The organism is Azospirillum oryzae (assembly GCF_008364795.1).
GTDB classification, from domain to species: domain Bacteria; phylum Pseudomonadota; class Alphaproteobacteria; order Azospirillales; family Azospirillaceae; genus Azospirillum; species Azospirillum oryzae.
In genome coordinates this window covers 400515-423080 of record NZ_VTTM01000001.1, presented here as the reverse complement: position 1 = coordinate 423080, position 22566 = coordinate 400515, and the positions used below count along the sequence as shown (strand labels likewise).

16 protein-coding genes are annotated in these 22566 nt (G+C 68.0%); 8 read left to right on the top strand and 8 right to left on the bottom strand.

Features of this window, described 5'->3' with window-relative positions; translation table 11 throughout:
- The 3 genes from FZ938_RS02005 to FZ938_RS01995 all read right to left on the bottom strand — a co-directional run bounded on the left by FZ938_RS02005 (position 1) and on the right by FZ938_RS01995 (position 8427).
- Positions 1-2574: a circularly permuted type 2 ATP-grasp protein gene (locus FZ938_RS02005; protein ID WP_149197026.1), complete on the bottom strand. Its 2574-nt coding sequence runs from the start codon at positions 2572-2574 to the stop codon at positions 1-3.
- A 278-nt stretch (positions 2575-2852) separates the two neighbouring features.
- Positions 2853-4889: a di-heme-cytochrome C peroxidase gene (locus FZ938_RS02000; protein ID WP_174757290.1), complete on the bottom strand. Its 2037-nt coding sequence runs from the start codon at positions 4887-4889 to the stop codon at positions 2853-2855.
- 184 nt (positions 4890-5073) lie between these two features.
- A complete protein-coding gene (locus FZ938_RS01995; protein ID WP_149197024.1) occupies positions 5074-8427 on the bottom strand; it encodes a transglutaminase family protein in 3354 nt (1117 codons plus the stop codon).
- Between FZ938_RS01995 and FZ938_RS01990 the strand changes: the two genes are divergently transcribed.
- Positions 8426-9607: a hypothetical protein gene (locus FZ938_RS01990; RefSeq protein WP_246457430.1), complete on the top strand. Its 1182-nt coding sequence runs from the start codon at positions 8426-8428 to the stop codon at positions 9605-9607. The two genes, FZ938_RS01995 and FZ938_RS01990, sit on opposite strands and share 2 nt — an antisense overlap.
- Before the next feature lie 31 nt (positions 9608-9638).
- Entirely contained in the window at positions 9639-10568 is a 930-nt protein-coding gene (locus tag FZ938_RS01985) for a lysozyme inhibitor LprI family protein (protein WP_149197023.1), read from the top strand.
- A 45-nt stretch (positions 10569-10613) separates the two neighbouring features.
- Here the strand turns inward: FZ938_RS01985 and FZ938_RS01980 are convergent, their stop codons facing one another.
- The gene (locus tag FZ938_RS01980) at positions 10614-11393 is read right to left on the bottom strand and encodes an SDR family oxidoreductase (protein ID WP_149197022.1); all 780 of its coding nucleotides are present in this window, start codon (positions 11391-11393) and stop codon (positions 10614-10616) included.
- Positions 11390-11713, bottom strand: coding sequence for a nuclear transport factor 2 family protein (locus tag FZ938_RS01975; RefSeq protein WP_149197021.1), 324 nt, complete (start codon positions 11711-11713; stop codon positions 11390-11392). The genes FZ938_RS01980 and FZ938_RS01975 overlap by 4 nt, the downstream gene beginning before the upstream one ends.
- A 108-nt stretch (positions 11714-11821) precedes the next feature.
- Here FZ938_RS01975 and FZ938_RS01970 point away from each other — a divergent pair, with 108 nt between their 5' ends.
- A complete protein-coding gene (locus FZ938_RS01970; protein ID WP_149197020.1) occupies positions 11822-12736 on the top strand; it encodes a LysR family transcriptional regulator in 915 nt (304 codons plus the stop codon).
- Here the strand turns inward: FZ938_RS01970 and FZ938_RS01965 are convergent.
- A complete protein-coding gene (locus FZ938_RS01965; protein ID WP_149197019.1) occupies positions 12725-13621 on the bottom strand; it encodes an aldose 1-epimerase in 897 nt (298 codons plus the stop codon). The genes FZ938_RS01970 and FZ938_RS01965 overlap by 12 nt on opposite strands.
- A gap of 284 nt (positions 13622-13905) precedes the next feature.
- On the opposite strand from FZ938_RS01965, the gene FZ938_RS01960 reads away from it, so the two are divergent.
- Positions 13906-16554 carry a serine/threonine-protein kinase gene (locus FZ938_RS01960; protein WP_246457428.1) on the top strand — a complete coding sequence of 883 codons (2649 nt, stop codon included), beginning with the start codon at positions 13906-13908 and terminating at the stop codon, positions 16552-16554.
- A gap of 76 nt (positions 16555-16630) precedes the next feature.
- Here FZ938_RS01960 and FZ938_RS01955 read toward each other — a convergent pair whose 3' ends face one another.
- On the bottom strand, positions 16631-17200 hold the full coding sequence (locus FZ938_RS01955) for a peptidylprolyl isomerase (RefSeq protein WP_012974050.1): 570 nt from the start codon (positions 17198-17200) through the stop codon (positions 16631-16633).
- A gap of 161 nt (positions 17201-17361) precedes the next feature.
- On the opposite strand from FZ938_RS01955, the gene FZ938_RS01950 reads away from it, so the two are divergent.
- The 4 genes from FZ938_RS01950 to FZ938_RS01935 are packed head-to-tail and all read left to right on the top strand — an operon-like array spanning position 17362 to position 21747.
- A complete protein-coding gene (locus FZ938_RS01950) occupies positions 17362-19071 on the top strand; it encodes an intermembrane phospholipid transport YdbH family protein (protein ID WP_246457427.1) in 1710 nt (569 codons plus the stop codon).
- An 8-nt stretch (positions 19072-19079) separates the two neighbouring features.
- Entirely contained in the window at positions 19080-19343 is a 264-nt protein-coding gene (locus FZ938_RS01945; protein ID WP_149197018.1) for a YnbE family lipoprotein, read from the top strand.
- The gene (locus tag FZ938_RS01940; RefSeq protein ID WP_149197017.1) at positions 19343-19711 is read left to right on the top strand and encodes a YdbL family probable chaperone protein; all 369 of its coding nucleotides are present in this window, start codon (positions 19343-19345) and stop codon (positions 19709-19711) included. Before FZ938_RS01945 ends, FZ938_RS01940 begins: the two co-directional genes overlap by 1 nt.
- Complete coding sequence (locus FZ938_RS01935) at positions 19708-21747, top strand: O-linked N-acetylglucosamine transferase, SPINDLY family protein (protein WP_246457426.1); 2040 nt, start codon at positions 19708-19710, stop codon at positions 21745-21747. Before FZ938_RS01940 ends, FZ938_RS01935 begins: the two co-directional genes overlap by 4 nt.
- Here the strand turns inward: FZ938_RS01935 and FZ938_RS01930 are convergent.
- On the bottom strand, positions 21738-22463 hold the full coding sequence (locus FZ938_RS01930) for a hypothetical protein (RefSeq protein WP_149197016.1): 726 nt from the start codon (positions 22461-22463) through the stop codon (positions 21738-21740). The two genes, FZ938_RS01935 and FZ938_RS01930, sit on opposite strands and share 10 nt — an antisense overlap.
- Positions 22464-22566 lie beyond the last annotated feature (103 nt).

The window sequence follows — 22566 nt, the reverse complement described above, 5'->3', positions numbered from 1 at the left end:
TCAGGCCGATCGTGCGAAGGCATGGCTGAAATAGGCGTGCGCCAGGAAATTGGACACATCCGGCAACGACATCGCCAGCGTGTCGAGCAGGGTGCGCAACGCCTCGCTGGATGCCATGGCGTCGGTGCGGTCCACGCTGTTGCGCGCGGCGGCGACGATGGCCAGCGCGCCGCCGGTCGGGTCCGTCCCGGTGCCGACGCCCTGGCTGGGCAGCGCCCGCAGGTGGCGGTCCAGCGCCGCAAGCTGGAAGGCCAGCGCGCGGGGATTCGCCTCCTCCCCCAGCAGCAGGTCGAGCACGGGGGTGCGCAGCACGCTGGTCAGGTGGCGCGCGCGGTAGGTCATCACGCTCTCGCCCAGTTCCAGCAGCACCGACAGGGTGGCGGCCTGCACCGGCTCGTCCTCGCGGTCCAGGTCGGCGACATGGACCCCGCGCATCAGCGCGATCATGTGCAGCGACCGTTCGATCCGCCGTCCGATGTCGAGGAATCGCCAGCCGGCGCCCCGTGTCATGCTTTCCTGCTCCAAGCCGGAGAAGGCGGCCAGCGTGATCATCACGTCGTCCAGCCTCAGCAGCAGCGAGGCCGCGTCCATCCGGCTCTTCGGCGGCTGGGTCTGGCGGTCGATCGCCGACACCACCCGCCACATGTCCATCGACAGGCGGTCGCGCACCGAATAAGCGGTGCGGTGCAGGCGCAGCACCTGGGAGCGTAGGCTGTTGGGATGGTCCGGATCGGTCACCGCCGCGTGCAGCGCCTCGCGCAGGCCGCGGTTCGCGCCGCTCTCCGTCACCCGCGCCATCTCCGCCGGGATCATGCCGAGCGAGCTGAGCAGGTCGAGCAGAGGGCGAAGCTGCAGGGTGGCGCCCGGCATGTTGCTGTCGATCAGCCGGCTTTGGGTGGCGCGCAGCAGGCGCAAAGCCCCCTCCGCCCGCTCCGCATAGCGGCCGAGCCAATAGAGGCCGTCGGCGACGCGGCTGGGCAGGTCGTTGGCGGACGGTCGGGCACCGCTGGCTGTCGGCTCCGCCGCCAGGGCCGGGCGCGGCTGGGTGGAGGCGACATCGGCCCGGCGCGGCGCCAGGATCCAGGTGTCCTTGCTGCCGCCGCCGCTCTGCATCGACACAACCAGCCGGCCGGATTCGCTCGACACGCGGGTCAGGCCGCCGGGCATCACCGCATAGCCGCCGCTGGGGGTGGCGCAGAGGAAGACGCGCAGCACCAGAGGCCGCGGCTGGAGCCGGCCGTCCTGCCAGACCGGCGCGGTGGAGAGCGCCATCTGCTCCTGAGCCACGAAATACCAGGGACGGCGCTTGATCCGCTCGACCAGGACGGAGCGTTCGGCGGCCGACAGCTGGGCGCCGAAGATCGGCTCGAAGGACAGCGACGGGAAGGCAGGCTTGACCACCAGCCCGTCGAGATGATCGATGACGTAGGCGCGTTCGGCGTCGTTGCCGCACCACCAGCTGGCGACGCCGGGCAACCGCAGTTCCTCCCCCAGCAGATGGCGGCAGAGCGTCGGCAGCGATGACTTCATCGCCATCGATTCCATCAGCCCGGAACCCAGCGCGTTGGCCATCACCACGTTGCCGGCCCGCACCGCCTCGATCAGCCCGGCGACGCCGAGCGAGCTGTCGGCGCGCATCTCCAGCGGGTCGGCGAAATCGGCGTCGAGCCGGCGCAGGATCACGTCCACCTGCTCCAGGCCCGACAGGGTCTTCAGATAGACCGTCCGGTCGCGCACCGTCAGGTCCGCCCCCTCCACCAGCGTCAGGCCGAGATAGCGGGCGAGATAGACGTGCTCGAAATAGGTTTCGTTGTAGGGACCCGGGGTCAGCAGGACCACGCGCGGCGCCCGTCCGCTGCCGGTGCCGCCGTTGGCGCCGCCATTCCGAGGCGCGATCGACAGCAGCGTTTCCTTGAAGGTGTCGAAGAAGCCGGTCAGCCGCTCCACCTGGCAATGGCGGAAGCTGTCGGGCAGCACCTTGGCGATCACCGCGCGGTTTTCCAGCGCATAGCCGCTGCCGCTCGGCGCCTGGGTGCGGTCGGACAGCACCCACCAGCGCCCGTCGGGCGCACGGGCGAGGTCGACGGCGTAGAAGTGCAGATGCACGTCGTTCGGCACCCGGATGCCGTGGACCGCGCGGCGGAAGCCGGGGTCGGCATGGATCACCGACGGCGGAAGCCGACCGTAACGGGTGAGCGTCTGCGGCCCGTACAGGTCGGTCAGGATGGCGTTCAGCAGCGATGCGCGTTGGATCAGCCCCGATTCGATGGCCTTCCATTCGTGGGCCGGCAGCAGAAGCGGCATCATGTCGAGCGGCCACGGCCGCTCCATCCCGTTGGGATCGCCGTAGATGTTGTAGGTGACGCCGTTCTGGTGCAGCAGCCGCCGCGCCTCCTCCCACCGCTGCGCCATCTGTTCGGCGTCGAGGGGGCCTAGCGTGCTCATGAAGGTCTGCCAGTGCGGCCGCAGCCGCCCTTGGCCGTTCACCATCTCGTCATAGACCTGGCCCGAGCCATAGCCGATGGCGTCGGCCTCGCCGAACAGCGATCCCTGGGTGAAAGGGACCGGCGGCATCCCCGACGGGATCACGGATGCCGGAGCGCGGAAAGGCTGATCGGATTGGGACAAGGTCGTACTGGTGCGTATTGCCTATGAAGGAAGCAACAGTCTGAACGTCCAAGCCCGGCGATGCAAGGCTGGCGGCCGGCAGATCCATCCGAAAGAGGAAAGATTCCGCCATTATCCGTTCGCAGCCGCATGGGCCGTTGGCGACCATCACGAATGAAAAAGGCCGGAGCGTCGCGAATAACGACGCTCCGGCTTGCCGGTTGTTGCGGAAATCCCGGTAACGGTCAGAGCGTCTTCAGGTATTCCACCAGCTGCCAGCGCTGGGTGTCGGTCAGGCCGGCGCCGAATTCGTGGCCGCTGTTGTGGTCGCCGGGCTTCGTCGTGTCATAGACGAAGGTGGCATCCTTGGCGGAGGAATCCACGCCGACCTTGACCGGGTCGATGGAGGTGCTGCCCATACGGAAGGCCACCGACCGCTGGGACGCCGGCAGCAGCATCTCGTACAGGTTGGGAACCGATCCGTTGTGCATGAAGGGCGCCGTCGCCCACACCCCGTCCAGCGGACGCGCCTTGTAGGCCAGCAGCTGCTTGATGGTGGCGGCCAGCGCCTCCTCGTCGGCGGTCGCCCCGCCGGAGGTGGACTTCGCGGGAGCGGCGGCCGCCTTCGCCGCACGGCCACCGGCGGGGACCGCGCCGACGGTCGGCTTGGTCTGGCCGCGGCCGGTCAGGGCGGCGATCACCTTCTGGTGGTCGGCCGTCATCTTGGCGCCCTGCTTCACGAAGGGGGTGGTGTCCAGCGTGCCGCCCTTCGTTTGCGATTCGGGCGACCAGCTGGCCGGCGCGCTGGCGGTCAGCCACGGCGCCGGGGCGTCGTCGCCCTTCAGTAGGTCGGCCAGCAGGCCCGGTTCGCGCACCAGGTCGCCGAGTATGGCGCCGATCACCGCGTTGGACAGCAGGTTCGCCGCCAGATCCGGGTTCTTCAGCGGCTTGCCGCCCAGCAGCTGCGGCGGCATGGCGACGTTGGCGAGGACGCCGGTATCGACCTGACGGCACAGCGCGTCGACCGCCATCTTCGGATCGGCGGCATAATTGACCGTCACCATCCCGGCGGAGACTGCGGCATCGACGCCCTTGGTGCAGATCGTGCCGAAGGCCGCGATCACCGCCTTGGCGTCATCAGGCTTCGCCCAGTTGAACAGCGGCACCATCTGGATCGGCGCGGTGGCGTAGGTCTCGCCGCGCGGCAGGATGGCGTGGCAGCTCTCGCAGCTTTCCTTGTAGATCGTTTCGCCGGCCGCGGCCTTGACGATGTCGACATTGCCGGCAAGGCTGTCCGGCCACACGGGCGAGCGCAGCTTGCGCAGCTGGTTCTCCATGTCGACCAGATTCTGGCCGCGGACCGTCGACTTGTAATAATAGTGCGCGGCGTCGGCCGGCGGCTTCAGCGCCACCTTGCCGAACACGCCCAGCACCTCGCCGGCATTGCGGCCCAGCGCATCGAAGGCGGTGGCGTTCGGCAGCAGGCCGTTCCACTGCACCCGCGGCTGGTGCGGCGCATCCCACAGGAAGGGATAGCTGACCGGGGCGTTCGGCGCGCGGTTGTTCTTGGGCAGGTTCAGGTCGATGGCCGAAACCCGGTTGAAGATCATGCCGAAGGCGTCGGTGCGCATCGACCCCCAGGGCGCGTCCGGGGTGCTGGCGGCGACGAAGGCGGCGAAGGACTGGTCGAAGGCCTTCAGGTCGTTGTAAAGCGCCAGCTTCTGCTGATCGGTGGCGTTGGCGCCCAGCATGCGGGTCGCGAAGGGCTGGAAGGCCGCGTCGCTGGTCACCGTGGTGTGGACCGCGCCGCTCAGCCCGCTGATGAAGCCATAGAGGTCGCCGGTGGTGACCGCGCCGTCGATGCGCATGGTCTTGCCGTTCACCGTCACGTCGCCGGTGTGGCAGGCGGCGCAGGTCATGCCGAACCAGGCGGTCTTGTCGGGATCGGTATCCTTGACGAAGCCGACCGGCAGCAGATCGGGGTTCCAGCTGCTGGCGGTCCCGGCGGCATAGCCGTAGCGGGTGATGCTCTTGACGAAGGGCTGCCTGGTCTGCGGATCCTCCAGCGCCATGAACCAGTCATAGCGCATGATCTGTGAGCCCTGGGTGGTGTTGTAGTACCACTGGCGGGCCTCTTGCGACCAACCCTGGTCCAGGTACCACAGACCGTTGACCTCGACCGGCGGCTGGACCGGCACCGGGCGCGGCGGCTGTGGCGGCTCGGCGCAGGAGCTGAGCAGCAGCGCGGTGGCCGCCAGCGTCGCGTAGAAGGGCAGATTCATCCCTGTCATTCCCTCATCTGGTGTATGGCGCCTTGGCCTTCGACCGAAGAGGGTAATTCTGATAATCGTTATGCGGGTAGTGCTATCACGTTATGACGCTGAAAAATGGATGACGGGCCGGTCATGCGTGAAGCTCCCTCTCCCGTCCCGGGAGAGGGAGCTTCATCACTATGGGCGATAGGCTTCACCCCCGCCGCAGATCCAGGGTCATCGGGAATTGCGGATTGCGTTCCTCCGCCGGGGCGTCCATCGGGCCGGGGGTATGGCCGAAGGGGAAGAAGCGGGCCAGACGGCGCCCCTCCGCCTCGTTGGCGTTGACCGGGAAGGTCTCGTAGTTGCGGCCGCCCGGATGCATGACGTGATAAGTGCAGCCGCCGATCGACCGGCCGGCCCAGCTGTCGAGGATGTCGAAGATCAGCGGGGTGTGGACTGGAATCGTCGGATGCAGGCAGGAGGGCGGCTGCCACGCGCGATAGCGCACGCCGCCGACGAATTCGCCCTCCACCCCGGTCGGGATCAGCGGCACGCGCCGGCCGTTGCAGGTGATGACGTGGCGGGCGTCGATCAGGCCGGTGACGCGCACCTGCACCCGCTCCACCGAGCTGTCGACATAGCGCACCGTGCCGCCGCCGCCCGGCTCCTCGCCCAGGACGTGCCAGGGCTCCAGCGCCATCCGCAGTTCCATGGTGATGCCGCGCTGGCTGACATGGCCGTAGATCGGGAAACGGAAGTTGAAGTGCGGGGCGAACCAGTTGTCCTCCAGCGGATAGCCGTGGTCGCGCAGGTCCTGCAGCACGTCGGCCATGTCCTGCTGGACGAAGTGCGGCAGCATGAATCGGTCGTGTAGCTCGGTGCCCCAGCGGACCAGCTTGCCCTTGTAGGGGTGCTTCCAGAAGCGCGCGACCAGCGCCCGCATCAGAAGCTGCTGGGTCAGGCTCATCTCCGCGTGCGGCGGCATCTCGAAGGCGCGGAACTCGACAAGGCCGAGGCGGCCGGTGGAGCTGTCCGGCGAATAGAGCTTGTCGATGCAGAACTCGGCCCGGTGGGTGTTGCCCTGCACGTCGACCAGCAGGTTGCGCAGCACCCGGTCGACCAGCCAGGGCGGGCAGTTGCCGCTCGCCGCCGCCTGATCGATCTGGTTGAAGGCGATCTCCAGCTCATATAGTTGGTCGTCGCGCGCCTCGTCCACGCGCGGGGCCTGACTGGTCGGGCCGATGAACAGGCCCGAGAAGACATAGGACAGGGCAGGGTGGTTCTGCCAATAGGTGATGAGGCTGCGCAGCAGGTCGGGCCGGCGCAGGAAGGGGCTGTCGGCCGCGGTGGCGCCGCCCATCACCACATGGTTGCCGCCGCCGGTGCCGCAATGGCGCCCGTCGATCATGAACTTCTCCGCCCCCAGGCGGGACTGGCGCGCATCCTCGTACAGGGCGATGGTGTTGCGCACCAGATCGTCCCAGCTGTGGGCGGGGTGGATGTTCACCTCGATCACGCCGGGGTCGGGGGTGACGGCCATGGAGTTCAGTCGCGGGTCCTTCGGCGGCTGATAGCCTTCGATGACGACCGGCATCTCCAGTTCGACCGCCGTCGCCTCGATCTCCGCCAGCATCGCCAGATAGTCTTCCAGCGTGCTCATCGGCGGCATGAACAGGTGCAGGCGCCCGTTGCGTGCCTCGCAGCTCAGGGCGGTGCGCACCACCCACCAGGCCGACTTGCCTTCCTCCGGCAGTTCGTCGCGGATCTCCGCCATGATGCGCTGGCGCTGGGCGATCCGCTTGTCGGTGTGGACGCCGCGGTCGGATTCCTGAACGGCACCGCGGATCTCCTGCCGGCGCTGAACCGGATGAGGAGGAAGCGGGCCGCGATCCTCGAACGGATCGGTTTCCCAGGCATAGGGATAGTCGGACTTCGACACCCAGGGCAGCGAGCCCAGCGGCAGGCGGTAGCCGACCGGGCTGTCGCCGGGGATTAGCAGCAGTTTCTCCTGGCGCAGCGGCCATGTGCTGGACAGCCAGACCGGCCCCTGCTGGGTCATGCGGCGGTTGATCGGCATGACGAAGCCCACCGGCTCGCTCAGGCCGCGGGTGAAGACGCGGGTCAGCCGCTCCCGTTCCTCCTTGTCGTCCAGCTTGCTGTTCAGCGGATCGACATTGACCGGAAGCTGCGACTCCTTGCGCAGGTAGTGCCAGGGGTCCTCATAGGCGCCGAGCACGAGGTTCGGGTCGAGGCCCAGCCTTTTCGCCAGCGCCATCAGGAACACGCCGGCATCCTGGGCGGTGTGGCCGTAATCGGTGTCCTCGCGCGCCAGCAGGTCGCTGTTGGCCCACAGAGCCTCGCCGTCGCGGCGCCAGTAGAGCGTCATCGCCCAGCGCGGCAGCGATTCGCCGGGATACCATTTGCCCTGGCCGAAATGCAGCAGGCCGCCGGGAGCGAAGCGGACCATCAGCCGGTGGATCAGGTCGGCGGCCATCTTGCGCTTCTGCGGACCCAGCGCGGTGGTGTTCCACTCGGCGCCGTCCATGTCGTCGATGGAGACGAAGGTCGGCTCGCCGCCCATCGTCAGGCGGACGTCCTCGGTCTTCAGATCCTCGTCGACCCGGTGGCCCAGCGCTTCGATCGCCGCCCATTGCTGCGGGGTGTAGGGTTTGGTGACGCGGGGCGCCTCGTAGATGCGGGTGACCGACATCTCATGGCCGAATTCGACCTCCGCCTCGTCGACGAGACCGGATATGGGGGCGGCGGAGGAGGCGTCCGGCGTGCAGGCCAGCGGAATGTGCCCCTCGCCGGCCAGCAGACCGGAGGTGGGGTCCAGCCCGACCCAGCCGGCGCCGGGCAGGAACACCTCCACCCAGGCATGCAGGTCGGTGAAGTCGCTCTCCGGACCCGACGGGCCGTCCAGCGCCTTCTGGTCGGCGGTCAGCTGGATCAGGTAACCGGAGACGAAGCGGGTGGCCAGCCCCAGGTGACGCAGGATCTGCACCAGCAGCCAAGCCGAATCGCGGCAGGAGCCGGTGCGCTTGGTCAGTGTCTCCGCACAGTTCTGGATGCCGGGTTCCAACCGGATGACATAGCCGATGTCCTGCTGCAGCCGCTGGTTCACCGCGACCAGGAAATCGATGGTCGGCGTTTTTTCCCGCGGAATGTCCTGCAGATAGGCGGTCAGTTCCGGCCCCGGCTCCTCCGTCTCCAGATAGGGGCGCAGTTCGCGCAACAGCCAGTCGTCGTAGACGAAGGGGATGTGGCTCGCCTTCTCCTCCAGGAAGAAGTCGAAGGGGTTGATCGCGGCGATTTCGGCGACCAGATCGACCTCGACGATGAACTCGCGCGTCTTTTCCGGGAAGACGAAGCGGGCCTGGAAGTTCGATTGCGGATCCTGCTGCCAATTCAGGAAATGCTGCTTGGGCGTGACCTTCAGGGAATAGCTGAGGATCGGTGTCCGGCAATGGGGCGCCGGCCGCAACCGGATGATCTGTGGGCCGAGCGACACCGGCCGGTCGTAGCGATAGATCGTCTTATGGTTCAGCGCGACGTGGATCGCCATGGAAAACCCCGCCTCATGCCTGTTCGATGATGTTCGCGCCCGGGTTTGGTCCAGGGTCGCCGCTGCAACGGTAACACCGATAAATCCCACCCGACAGAGCGCCCCCGCACCGATCCTACCGCAGTTGCGAAAAAGTCACGAAGTTGCGGATGACGCGCGCTGCGGCTATCTTCCGTTCGCGTTACCCTGTTATATCCTAAGCGATCGGAGTATCGCGGCGGCGGGAAATCGCGTCTGGATGGTGTCGGTGGCGGCTTCTTCACTCATGGGCGGCAACCGCGGTGCGGGCGGGGCGGGCGATGCCGGTCCCGGCGGCGCCGGACGGGGCGTCGTCACCGGAAAATATTTCAATTTCAAGCCACTGCCGCCGTCGGCCGACATTCTCGGCAATCCGCTGATCGTCCCCAACCTGCCGACGCACAAATTGCCGAAGGAAACCTTCGGCAGCCGCGTGAAGCGGTTTTTCGCCCGCATGAATCTCGGCAGCCAATCGGCCGACACCAAGCTGCGCTGGAAGCTGCACGACACGATCCAGGCGACCATGGCCTCGCTGTCGCCGGCCGTCACGCTGGTGGCCGAAAAGCGGGCGCCGGCGAAGAACAGGAAGCTGTCGGTTCCGGTCGTCGTCGTGCGCCATCCCTATCACATGCGCCATGTGTTCGAGATGCTGCCGAACATCCCCGACAGGTTCGCGGTGGAGCAGCGTTTCCTCGAACTGTTGATGACCCGCGCGCTGAAACGCTATGGCGAGCAGATGGCCCTGATCAAGGGCAGCGCCTTTTCCTTCGAGCACGAGGCGAGGGAATATTTCTTCGCCGGCTTTCGCCTGGAAAGGCAGATCAAGAAAGTCAACAGCCCGGACGAGAGATTCGCAGCGTTGCAGGCGATCCACACCAACTATTTCCATGGCCGCAACTATTATTACTATGCGCTGCTGCGGCGGGAGAAGCTGGCACCGGACAACAAGCTGTTCATGCTGTTCGCCCGCGCGGTCTATTTCATGGCGCGGATCGACTGGAACGGCGAACTGCTGGAAAAGCCGAATCCGCGCATGCTGCCCAGCCGCGACGACATGCTGTTTTTCGTGGAGCGTGACAAGTCGGTCGTGACGCGCTATCGCACCGACCAGGATTTCCAGCGTCAGGTCAAGTCTGTGCTGGAGGCCTTCCCCGCTTCGTGACGTTCCGTTTCCTTATCCAAGGTTTCCTGCGATGCGCGCCCTGTCCCTGGTCGGCGGTTTCCTGGCTGCCGGCTCCCCGATCGCAGTCCTGACTCTCGCGGTCCTGACACTTGCGGTCCTGACTGCGGTCCCGGCCCTATCGGCTCCGGCGGGCACTCCCCCGCCGGAGGCCGCCGCTCCAGAGGCGGCAGCGCCCGGCTGCGAGGCGGTGGAGACGCCGGCCGCGCAGCTGATGTGTCGCGATGCGAAGCTTGCGGCGGCCGGTGCGGCGATGGATGCGGCGCTGGCGGCACTGGGCGCCACCACCGACGACAGCGGCCGTGCGGCGATCGAGGACAGCCAGACCGTCTGGCGGGCGCGGCGGGACGAGTCCTGCCCGGTGACCGCGGCCGATCTGGCCGACGAGAAATCGGCCAGGACGCGCGCGGATTGCCTGCTGCGCGTCGTCCGAAAGCGTACGGCGGCGCTGGAGGCGGAGCGGCAGGCCCGGTCACGACCGGTCGGCGATCTGCCGCTGTCCGTCACCGGCGCCGCGGCCCGGCAGTTCGCCGCACCCCAGCCACCGATGCCGCCGGTCAGCCGCAAGGTCTCGCTGTCGACGCTGGCCGGCCGCTGGGCGAAGGCCGATCCGGCCGACCGCACCGCCATCGACGATTGCCGAAGCTCCTATCTGGATATCGGGACCGACCGCAGCCTCCACGCGGTGGAGCCGCGGCTGCAGCTGTTCCCGCTGGATGGCACGCTGGCGGCCGACGGCGACCCCGTGCAGGGGGTGGCGCTTCTGCCGGCCGGTCCGGTGGACGGTGCTCAGCCCGAGGCAGCGGCGGGCACTGCGCCGGGAACCCAGGCACCGCTGGCGACTCTGCGGCTTCTGCCGGCCGACTCGCCGCGTTTCGACCGGCTGATCCTGCGCATGGAACCGCCGGCCGGCTTCGCGGCGGAATTCGTCCGCTGCCGCTGATGGGTGCCGGCAGAAGCCGGGTCCGCTTGTACCGCCGATCGTGCGTCACACGGTTGGAATGGTACCGCCGTCGATGACGTATTCGGTGCCGGTTATGGTCCCGGCACGGTCGGATGCGAGGAACGCGATCAGGTTGGCGATTTCGTCCGGCTTCGATGGCCTCCCGATGGGAATACCGCCGAGCGAGTCCATGATGATCCGCTTGCCGCCTTCATAGTCGGTGCCGGCGTCCTTCGCGAGCCGCTCGGCCAAACGTACCGCGGCCTCGGTCTCGATCCAGCCGGGCGAAACGCGGACCACGCGCACGCCCTTGGGTGAGACCTCCTTCGACAGGCTCTTGCTGTAGGTCGAAAGCGCAGCCTTCGCAGCGGCATAGGCTGTCGTCGACTGCGGCAAGGGCAGCTGGCGCTGGATCGAGGTCACGTGAATGACCACACCATGGCCCTGCGCCACCATCGCCGGCACAAGCGCGCGGTCGAGCCGGATGGCGGGCATCAGATTCGAATCGAGTTCCTTGCTCCAGACCGCGTCGTTCAACGCCGCGAATCCACCTGCGGGAGCGGAGGATCCACCCAGCATATGAACGATGACGTCGATCCCGCCCAAGCGTTCGCGCACCGCCGCCGCGAGCTTGGCGCACCCGTCCGGGGTCGTCAGATCCGCCGGGACGAACATCGCCTCGTCCACCCTGTCGGGGCGCGAGCGGGCTGCAGTCAGCACACGGGCCCCGAGTTCGCGAAACAGCGCGACAGTGGCCGCACCGGCGCCGCGCGTGCCCGACGTGACGAGCGCCCGCTTGCCGTCCAGGTTGATGAAGGGGCTCATGGGGTGATCTCCAGGCCGGCAATCCGGCTGTCCTCGACCCGGAACGCAAAGACCATCCTGGCAGGAGTGCCGGGAAATTGGCCGGTCACGTTGACGAGAACTCTGGTGGTCCGGCCGTCTTCAGTCGATTCGAGCGGTTCGATCACGTGTTGGTACTTGGCCTTCGCAGCCCGCCACCACGCGCCGATCGCTTTTTGACCAACGTGAGTGCGACCTTCATCCTTGACGGCGGCATCGGGCGCGAAGGCATCGATCAGCGCCACGCCGTCGTTCCTTCCGTCTGCATCGATGTAGGCCAAGACCGGTGAAGGGAGTGTCATCGCGCCATTCCTCCTGATCGAAGTCTCCTTGCCCTTTCCAAACTAGGCTTGGACATCTGTTTCGATAATCGGGATAAAGCTGGACGAGGCATTTCGATTGGCGGGACAATGCGCGAGGCTGAACTGAACGATCTGGATGCGGTCATCGCCATTGCGCGACGGGGCACCTTTCGCGCAGCGGCGCTCGACCTGGGTATGTCGACGACGGCGCTCAGCAATGCCATCGGAAAACTCGAAGCGGGCCTTGGCGTTCGCCTGTTCAACCGGACGACGCGGAGCGTCTCTCTCACCGATGCCGGGCGGGTGTTCATCGAGCAGGTTGGCCCGGCATTGCAGGATGTCCACGGTGCCCTGGAAGCCGTGCGGTCGCAGCAGATGATTCCGTCGGGCACACTTCGCATCAATGCCTTCGCCACAGCAGCGCGCGAACTCCTCTCGCCGCTGGTGCTGGAGTTCCTGCGCCGTCATCCGCAGGTCCATGTCGACCTCGTCACCGAAGGGCGGCTGGTGGATATCGTCGCCGAGGGGTTCGACCTTGGTGTGCGTGCGGCAGACCTCGTACCGAGCGACATGATCGCGGTTCCCCTGGGTCGGCCGCAGCGTTATGCGGTCGTCGGGTCGCCGGCATATTTCGCGGCGCATGAGCGGCCGCGCCTGCCGCCTGACCTGCTCGTTCATCCCTGCATTCGTGTCCGTCTGCCGAACGGAGCGCTATTCCGGTGGCAGTTCGAGAAGGACGGGCAGTCGGCACAGATCGAGGTAAATGGACCGATCACGCTGGACGAGGCCAGTCTGGCGCGAATCGCCGTCCTCGAAGGCGTAGGCCTCGGCTTCTTCATGGAACCGGACGTGCGGGCCGACATACAGGCGGGGCGTCTCGTTCGCGTGCTCGATGACTGGACGCCGCCGCGTTCCGGGCTCTGCCTCTACTATTCCGGACGGCGAAACCCGTCGGCCGCCTTCAGGGCCTTCATCGGCCTTGCTCGTGAACTCGGTACGAAGGGCGGCGCTCTAGGATCGTGACACGAGGAAACGCACGGTCATCGACAGCCGCTCCCCCGGTGGCAGGGCGATCACCCCGGCATCGGGTACCTGCGGACGGTTCAGCGCATCGGTCATGTGGGTGACCGGCTCCAGGCATAGATAGGGTTCGCCGGGCGGGGCGTAGACGATCAGGTGTCCGGCCGGACCGTCGGCCAGCATGGTCAGGCGCAGCCGCTCGCGCGGGCGGTCCAGCGTCGCGGAGCCGTTCCAGCCGGTGAAGCCGTTGTCCAGAGCCACATGGTCCATGGTAACGCCATGGCGGAAATCCCAGGCGGCGGGCACCGGGCGATTCCGGCAGGGCAGAATGGTGTCGTCGTTCTCCCAGACCGTCTGGACAGCGGCGGTCACGCGGCTGCCCGGCGACCTGACCAGATAGGGATGCAGCCCCAGCCCGGCCGGCATGTCGCTGTCCGAGTCGTTGATGAGGTCGAGCGTGACGGTCAGCCCTTCGCCGTCCAGCGCCACCGTCTGCGCCGCGCGATAGCTCCAGGGCCAGTCGTCGGCCCGGTGGGCGAAGCCCATGCGCAGGGCGTCATCGGTGGCGGCCTCCACGCTCCAGGGGGATGACCAGCCATGGCCGTGGATCCGGTGGGGCGATCCGGGATCGGTGGCGAGCACGACCTCCCGGCCCTGGAAGACGAACCGGCCGCCGCCGATGCGGTTGGAAAAGGGGACCAGCGGGAAACAGGCCATGTCCGGGGCGAAATTGCCGGCCAGCGCGCGGTCGGAGGCCCGCCGGAAAAGCTCGACCGGGCCATCGGCGGTGGACAGGCTCCAACTCGCCAGCGAGCCGCCGCACCGGGGGGCCGCGGTGATTGTCATCGGCCCGTGCCGCAACGCGATGATGGTGCCCGTCCGGATCATGCGTTTCTCCCATCGTCGGCGTCCCGACTCTTATCGCACATGCGAAGGCCGAAGGAAACGACCGCCGCCGGCAAAGCGCCCGCTGCCTCGACGCTGACACAGTTCATCTGTTTTTGTCGAAAAATGTGGGTATCGTACACTCGTCATTTACCCTCGTTGCGCGACGATGCCCGTCCGGCACCGCTCCCCGGCGGATGCGGAATGCCGGTTGTATCGACAACGCGGAAGTGGCGCCGGTGTTGCAGCCCGGCTGCGCAGTCCGTCACGTCCAGGAAAGGCCCGGAGTGTCCACTCCCCAACTCAGCCGCGCGATGCCGACTTCGTCGTCGGCCATGGCCACGCTCGACGAGGTGGAGCCGTGCGATTCGCTGCCGGACTACCACGCGCTGCCGGCCCGGCTGGTGATCGGCACGGTGCTGCGGTCGTACCTGGACCCGCTGTTCCTGACCCCGACGGAAGTGATCCATCTCGCCAAGCCGCTGAAAGCCTGTCTGGAACAGGGGACATTGATCGAAGCGGCCCTGAGCAAGGTCGCGGCGGCCCAGGCCCGCGCGCCGGGGCAGGAGCAGCAGACGCGCAAACGCGCCATCCGCGCCGCGGTGGATGAAAGCTGGGCCAAGGCGCGCGCCGCCCAGGCCGCCTTCGCCGCCATGCCGCGCGGCCGCAAGCCGGTGGACTGGCTGCTCTCCCAGGGGGCCAGGACTCCCACCGGAGATGCGGAGTATGACCAGCGCGTCGCCATCGCCCTGGAACTGGTGGAGATCAAGAGCTGGAACGGCAAGCTGGACCGTCTCCTCGAACTGCACCAGTGGGACCGGGACGAGCGGCTGTCGGCGGCCGTCGACGGAGTTATCGGCGACGTCCTGGCCTCCACCGCCGCCGGGTCTGACCTGTTCGGAACCAATCTGCTGCCCGGAACGCTGCTGTCCACCCTCTGCGACATGCTGTTCGGCCGCATCGGCATGGAGGCCATGGGGCCGAACCGCATCGGTGTGCTGAACGCCCTGTTCCGCCAGGGCAAGCTGCCCCATGCGAAGGCCGCGGTGCTCGACCGCATCCGTCGCCAGTTGAAGGCACCCCAGCCGCTGGGCCGTGGCGCCTTCGACCAGGAGGCGGAGATGCTGAAGACGCTGGTCGGGCATTTGCTGACCCGCGACGGGCTGGTCGGCGGTGCGGCGATGGCCGATGCGCTGACCGTCCGCTACTCGCGCCGGCTGGAGCAGGGAGGGGCCAGCGCCTACCGCCGCTCCATCATCGGGATGGGCGAAGGGCAATCGGACCTGATCTGCCGCATCCATTACCTGACCCGGATCGCCGCCGTGCCGGCCGCCGAGCGCCATGCCGACGAGATCCTCGCGTCCCTCGATGCGGCGGTCTGCAACGAGCTGCTGATCGAGAACATGCTGGTGCAGACGCCGGACACGGCCCTGCTGGAACGCGCTTTCGTCCGCGCGCTGGCGGCGATCCGCACCGCGCCGCTGCCGGCGGACGCCTGCGAGCGGATCGCCGGACGCGCCGAACGCGCGGTCGACGATTTCGTGAAGACCGGACAGCTCGCCGTTCGCCTGAAGCAGGTGGAACCGGTCCTGCGCCGCCGCACCGTCCGGCTGGCGGAGGTCGCCTGTTCCGGCCTGATCCGCGAGGACGGCGCCCTGCCGCTGATGCGCCAGCACATCCTGGAAATCGTCCGTCAGCCGCAATTCCAGGCCGAACTCGCCCAGCCCGAAAGCGAGGTCGCCCAGGCGGAGGTGCGCAGGCTGCTGGAACTGCTGGATCGTCTGCGCCAGATGGCGACCGCGCCCGCCCCGCCGCCCGTTCTGCCCCCCGTATTGCCGCCCGCTCTGCCGGCCACCGTGGAGGTGGCGCCACCGCCGTCCAGGGCGGTTCGCAATGCCGAGACAATTCTTCATCCGGCCAGCCAGCAGCGCGGTGCGGCCGGCGCCAACCCCGTGGTCACCGACGACACGGCGAAACTATGCCCAAGCTGCTATTCCGCAAAAGGCCGGACGGAGATCTGCGGCGCTTGCGGTTTCCCGGCGAAATCGGACAACCGGCCGGGCGTGCATCTGGTGCCGGGGACGCTGCTGCATGGCCGCTACCGTGCCGGGCGCGTGCTGGGGCAGGGCGGGTTCGGCGCCACCTATCTGGGATGGGACGACCGGCTGCAGGTGAAGGTGGCGATCAAGGAATATTATCCATCCAACCTGATCTCCCGCGTTCCCAACGCCGCCGCCGTCTCCCCCTTCTCCGACGAGCATGCCGAGACCTTCGCCGCCGGCCTCGCCAAGTTCCTGGAAGAGGCGCGGACGCTCGCCCGCCTGCGCGACGTGCGCGAGATCGTCGGCATCCAGGATTTCTTCGAAGAGAACGCCACCGCTTATCTGGTCATGGAGCTGCTGGAAGGCCGCACCATGAAGAAATATCTGGCCGACTGTGGCGGCCGGATCGACGTGAAGCGGACGCTGTCGGTGGTGATGCCGATCGCCAAGGCGCTGCAGGCTATTCACGAGCAGGGACTGATCCACCGCGACATCAGCCCGGACAACATCTTCCTGACCAACGCCGGCGACCGCAAGCTGCTTGATTTCGGTGCCGCGAGGCAGACAGCCCGTCCGGGCGCCGGCCTGACCGTGATCCTAAAGCCCGGCTACGCCCCGCCGGAGCAATATTCCAACGAAGGGCGGCAGGGGCCCTGGTCGGACGTCTATGCGCTCTGCGCCACGATCTATCTGGCGCTGACCGGCCGCACTCCTCCCGACGCCACCTCCCGTTTCATGAACGACAAGGTGCCGAAGCCGTCCGAGCTGGGCGTGGCGCTGGCCCCCGGATTCGAGAAGGTGCTGCTGTCCGGGCTGGCCATGCGCTGGCAGGACCGGCCGCAATCGATGAAGGATCTGCTGCGCGCCATGACCAATGCGCTGGCCGGCGGTTGACGGACGAAAACCAGTGCCAAGAAAAAAGGGACCGGCGCACCGGTCCCCCTTTCCCTGAACGGCTGCCGAGGAGACGTTACTTCACGTCGGCCGCGACCTGCATCTTGATGATCTTGTCCGGGTCGGTGACCTGTCCGTTGCGGGACTGGCTGCCCTTCTTGATCATGTCGACGAATTCCATGCCCTCGACCACGCGGCCCCAGACGGTGTACTGGCGGTCCAGGAACTGGGACGGGGCGAAGCAGATGAAGAACTGGCTGTCGGCGCTGTCCGGATCCTGGGCGCGGGCCATCGACAGGGTGCCGCGGATGTGCGGAGCGCTGGAGAATTCGGCCTTCAGCTTCTTGCCGGAGCCGCCCATGCCGGTGCCGGTCGGGTCGCCGGTCTGGGCCATGAAGCCGTCGATGACGCGGTGGAAGACGACGCCGTTATAGAAGCCCTGGCGGGTCAGTTCCTTGATGCGGGCGACGTGGTTCGGCGCCAGGTCGGGCCGCAGTTCGATCACCACGCGACCGTCCTTCAGGTCGAGGTAAATGGTGTTTTCCGGATCCAAGGCCTTCGCCTCCCCTTGAGAAACTGTAAAGAACGAGACAGTGAAGATTGTGGCGAACAGGGCCGCCAGCAACGCGCGGGTCCACCGCTTCATGCGAAACACTCCGATGAGCCGAAATCCGCGCCCCGGACCATAGGGGAAAAGCGTCCGAATGCAAAGCCGCGCTGGCGGGGATGGCGATCCGCCGAAAGTCTCCGCCAAAAGTCACGGATGACAGCCACTCGTCCGGGTGTTCATCCGGACATGGACGTGGCATGCCGGTCATGACGGAATTTTACGGAAAGGGCATGGGCTTGAGGCTGGGACGGGCGATAGCCGGCACGGTGGCGGTCACGGTCACGCTTGCCGTGGTCGGGCTGGGCGGCGCGATCCTGGCCGGTCCGGCGCTGATCGGCGGGATGGCCACGCAGACCTTGCGCGATGCCGGCTTCACCGGGGCTGCGATGACCGTCACCAGCCTGCGCATCGCCGATGGCTGGCGCGGCCTGCGGCTGGAGTTCGCCGTCGACAGCGGCCCGCTGGAGGCGGCGGCCCCGGCGCTCGACCTGCCGATGTCGGGGCGCGTGACGCTGTCCGGCGCGCTGGTGGTCGGGATGGACGGCGGCGCAGTGACCGTCGTTCCCGCCGGCTGCCTGCCGGCCAAGGCGGAACGGCTCACGGTCGCCGGGCAGCCGCTCGGCCTGCCGCAGGGGGCGACGCTGTGTCCGGTGGGGGAAGCCGTGCTCGTGCGCTGGTCTCCCGACGCCATGACGATCATGGCGGAGTTGCAGGCGCCGCGTCTCGAAGCCCCCGCCAGCGGACTGCGCGCCGAAAAGGTCGCGCTGCGGCTTGAACAGGACGGCGACGGCCGGCGTGCTGATGCCGTGGTCGGGCGACTGACCAACACCGCCAAGCCGGCGCCCGTCGTGCCGCTGGCCGTCACGGTGCGGGCGGTGCAGGCAGGGCAGGGGCCATGGGCGATCGACGGCACCGCAAAGGGCGCGAACGGGCTCCTCTCCCTCACGCTCGACGGCACCTACGACCAGATCGCCGGCACCGGCACGCTGCAGGTGGCGGCGAAGCCGTTCCGCCTTGCCCCCGATGGCCCCGGCCTCGCCGCCGTTTCGCCGCTCGCCGCGACCTTCCTGGAGAAGGCCTCAGGCACTCTGTCGGGCAAGGCGACGGTCGCTTTGACGGCGAAGGGCGTGACCACGGCCGGACAGGCGGTGGTGAAGGGGCTTGCCGGGGCCGCCGGGCCGGTGACCGTCGCTGGGGTCAGCGGCAGCATCGCAATGTCCAGCCTGTCGCCACCGGTGATTCCGGACGGGCAGAAGCTGACCATCGGTTTGCTGGATGTCGGCATTCCGCTGACCGACGGCACGCTGCTGTTCGGCTATGGCCGCGACGGGCGGCTGGATGTGGACAGGGCGGAATGGAACTGGGCCGGCGGCCTTCTGCGCGCCGACCCGTTCGCGCTGTCGCCCGAGAAGCCCAAGGGGCGGGTCACCCTGCATGCCGACGGCATCGATGCCGCCAAGCTGCTGGACCTGATCGCCGTCGACGGGCTGGCGGCCAGTGGCAAGCTGGCAGGATCCCTGCCGGTGGTGTTCGCCGGCGATAAGGTGACAATCGACGGCGGCGTTCTCGAATCGGCCGGTCCCGGCACACTGCGCTACGACCCGGACAAGCCGCCACCGGCCATGAAGGGGGAGGAGGGCAGCCCGACCGCCATGCTGATGGGGGCGCTGACCGACTTCCATTACGACACCCTGCGGATCACCATCGACGGGCAGGCCGGCGGCGAACTCAACGCCGGCTTCTCGCTGCGCGGGTCGAACCCGTCATTCTACGATGGCTATCCGGTTGCGCTTAACCTTAAGCTGTCCGGCGCGCTCGACCGGATTCTGCGCCAGAACCTCGACGTCTACCGGATCCCCGACACGCTGCGGGACCGGATGACCGGCTTCGACCAGAAGGACCCCTGACCGCCATTATGCAGACCAAAATCCGACCTGCCAAAATTCCACCTGGGGCCCTCGCGGCTGCTCTGCTGATCTCGGCCGCCGCTGCCGCCTGCTCCCCGACGGTGAAGATCGAAGCGCCCGACAAGCCCATCGAGATCAACCTGAACGTCCGGATCGAGCAGGAGGTGCGGGTCAAGCTGGAACGCGACGTCGACGACGCCATCCGCAACGATCCCGCCCTGTTCGGCCTGCCAACCGACTCCACGACCTCTTCCACGAAGGGGAAGAAGTGATGAAGACCGATCCCATCAGCCGCCGCCGCTTCAATCGGCTCGCGCTATCCGCGCTGGCCACCGGTCTGCTGGTGTCCGCCCTGCCGCAACTGGCCCTGGCGCAGGATGCGCTGGCCGCCGCCAAGGCCGCCGGCCAGGTGGGCGAGCGTCCCGACGGTCTGGTCGGCGTCGTCCCTGGCGCGCCGGCCTCGGCCCAGGCGCTGGCGCAGCAGGTGAACGCCCAGCGTCTTGCCCGCTATCAGGAAATCGCCAAGGGCAACGGCACGGCGCTGGACAAGGTCCAGGCCGTGGCCGGCCAGCAGTTGATCGAGCGTACCCCGGCCGGCCAGTTCGTGATGACCGCCGCGGGCCAGTGGCAGCGCAAGTGACCTCCGCGTCTCTGCCCGGTCACCGCGCCGTCGCCGATCTGCGCCGCCGTCTGGCCGGCAAGCCCGGCGACGGTGCGCTGATGTCGGCCCTGTTCTCGGCCCTCGACACGTTGGGTCAGGCCGGCACACCGGAAGAGGCCGTTGCCCGCTCCAACCTCGGCGAGGCGTTGCGGCGCCAGGGCCGCCTTGCGGAAGCGGAATCGCATCACCGCAAGGCGCTGGCATGGCTGCCCGATTTCGGCGGCAACCATTACAACTGGGGCGTGACCCTGCAGGCGCTCGGCCGTCCGGCGGAGGCGGCGGCGGCCTATGGCGAGGCGGCCCGACTGATGCCGCAATTCGCGCCCGCCCCCTGCAACCAGGGCGTCCTGCTGCGCGACCTCGGCCGGCTCGACGAGGCCGAGGCGGCGTTGCGGCGGGCTCTTGCGCTCGACGCTACCCTGGTGCCGGCCCGGCTGGCTCTGGCCGCCCTCCACCGCGACCGCGGTGACCTGGACAGCGCCGTCGCGGCATTCCGCGCCTGCCTCAGCCTGCGACCCGATCTGGCGGAGGGGCAGGCGAACCTCGCCCTGACGCTGAAGGAACGCGGGCAGCGCGGCGGCACGGCGGAAGACGGCGCGGCGAGCATCGTCGGCTTCGAACGCGCGCTGTGCCTCGGTTTGCCCGACGTCGGCGGGGTGCTTGCCCAGCTGGTTCAGCAGCGCCGCCACCTCTGCCGCTGGGACGGGCTGACCGCACTGTCGGGCAGGCTGGTCGAGTTGGTGCGGGAGGGGCGGACGCAGCAGGTCCATCCCTGGATCTTCCTCGGCGAAGGGGCGGGACCGGCGCTGGAGCGCGCCTGCGCCGAACGCTATGCAACCTGGAAGACGCGCGGCATCCGGCCCGCATTTCCGACCCGCAGCATCCGCGGACCGAAGCTGCGCATCGGCTATCTCTCGGCCGATTTCCACGAACATGCGACCGCGGTTCTGATCGCCGAACTGATCGAGCGGCACGACCGCGACCGCTTCGAGATCGTCGGCTGTTCCTATGGTCCCGACGACGGCGGCCCGCTGCGCCGCCGGCTGGTCGCCGGGTTCGACCGCTTCATCGACCTGTACGCCATGACCGACGAGCAGGCGTCCGGCCTGATCCACGAGGCCGGCATCGACATCCTGGTCGACCTCAAGGGCCATACCCAGAACGCCCGCCCCGGCATTGCCGCCCATCGGCCGGCGCCGCTGCAGGCGCAGTGGCTGGGCTATCCGGGCACGCTGGGCAGCCCGGCCATCGACTATGTCATCGCCGATCCGATCGTGGTCCCGGCCGACCATCAGCGCTTCTACAGCGAGCGAATCGTCCATCTGCCCGACTGCTACCAGCCGAACGACCGCAAGCGCGCCATCGGTCCGGTGCCTGCCCGCGCCGACTGCGGGCTTCCCAAGGATGCGATGGTCTTCTGCGCCTTCAACGCATCCTACAAGATCGGTCCCGAGCTGTTCGGCCGCTGGTGCCGGATTCTGGAGCGCGTTCCGGGATCGGTGCTGTGGCTGCTGGAAGGACCGGCGGAGGTCGCGGACAACCTGCGGCGGGCGGCGGCGGGGCGAGGCTTGGCGCCGGAGCGGCTGGTCTTCGCCCCGCGCCTGCCGGGTCCGGCGCATCTGGCGCGCCACCGGCTGGCCGACCTGTTCCTCGATTCGAGCCCGGTTGGCGCCCACACCACGTCGAGCGACGCGCTGTGGGCCGGCCTGCCGGTGCTGACGGTCCTCGGCCGCTCCTTTGCCGGACGGGTGGCCGCCAGCCTGCTGCACGCGGTCGGATTGGCGGAGCTGGCTGTGGCGGATTGGGATGCGTATGAGGCGACGGCGCGGCGTTTGGCCGAGCAGCCTGCCGAACTGGCGGCATTGAAGCTGCGGCTGGAGCAGGCGCGGGTGACCGCTCCGCTGTTCGACACCGACCGCTTCACCCGGTCCATCGAAGCGGCCTATGCCACGATGTGGGACATCCACGCCGGCGGCGAGCCGCCGCGCGGGTTCGCTGTCCCGCCTCAGGGATAGGCGCAGCGGTCGGCGGTGACCTCGACGAAGGAGCGCTGGGCGGCGGCGATGGTGAAGCGGTATTCGCTGTTGTCGACCACCAGCGACTGGTGCAGCGGCAGGACGCCGCTGACCGTGGTGCCCTTGCCGCCCATGCCGGTGATGCGAATCGTCACCGGCTGGCCCGGATCGAACCAGCTTTCGGCGTTGCCCTGGGGGTTGTGGGCCGACTGACCCTCGCCGGTGACCGTGACGGTGCCATTGCCGAAGGTGACGCCGCGAGCGCCGCCCTTCAGCAGCGGCGTGCTGAGCGTGAAGCGCTTGGTGTCGGTCGGCTGGCAGTTGCGCGGAACCTGCGCCTGCGAAATGACGAAGGCGAGGCGGTTGGCGTCCAGCCCACCCTTCAGCCGCTCCGCAACCAGTTGGGTCAGCTTGGCGAGGTCGCCGGTCGGCACCTCGCGCTGCAGCCGGCCTTCCAGTTCGGCCACGCGCGCCTCGGCGGTGCGGGCGGCGTGCTGCATCTGGCTCGCCAGCAGCTCCAGCTCGGCCTTCTGGCGCGACAGGGTGGCGATCTCCTCCCTCAGGGTGACATCGCGGCCTTTCAGCTGCTCGATCCCCATCTGGTAGGAAAACAACCCGACACCGAGCACCAGTGCCGCCAGCAGCGCGAACTTGATCACGCCGGCCCGCATGCGTTTGCGGTAGCGTCTTTCGTAGTCGTAACGTCCCAGGGTCATGATTCCGGTCGCGGCGGGCTGTCTCGTCGGGCGTTAATGGCTAACGGCAACGGCCAAGGGATGCAACCCCCTGGCCGTCGGTAATTGCCGCCTTTTCCCACCG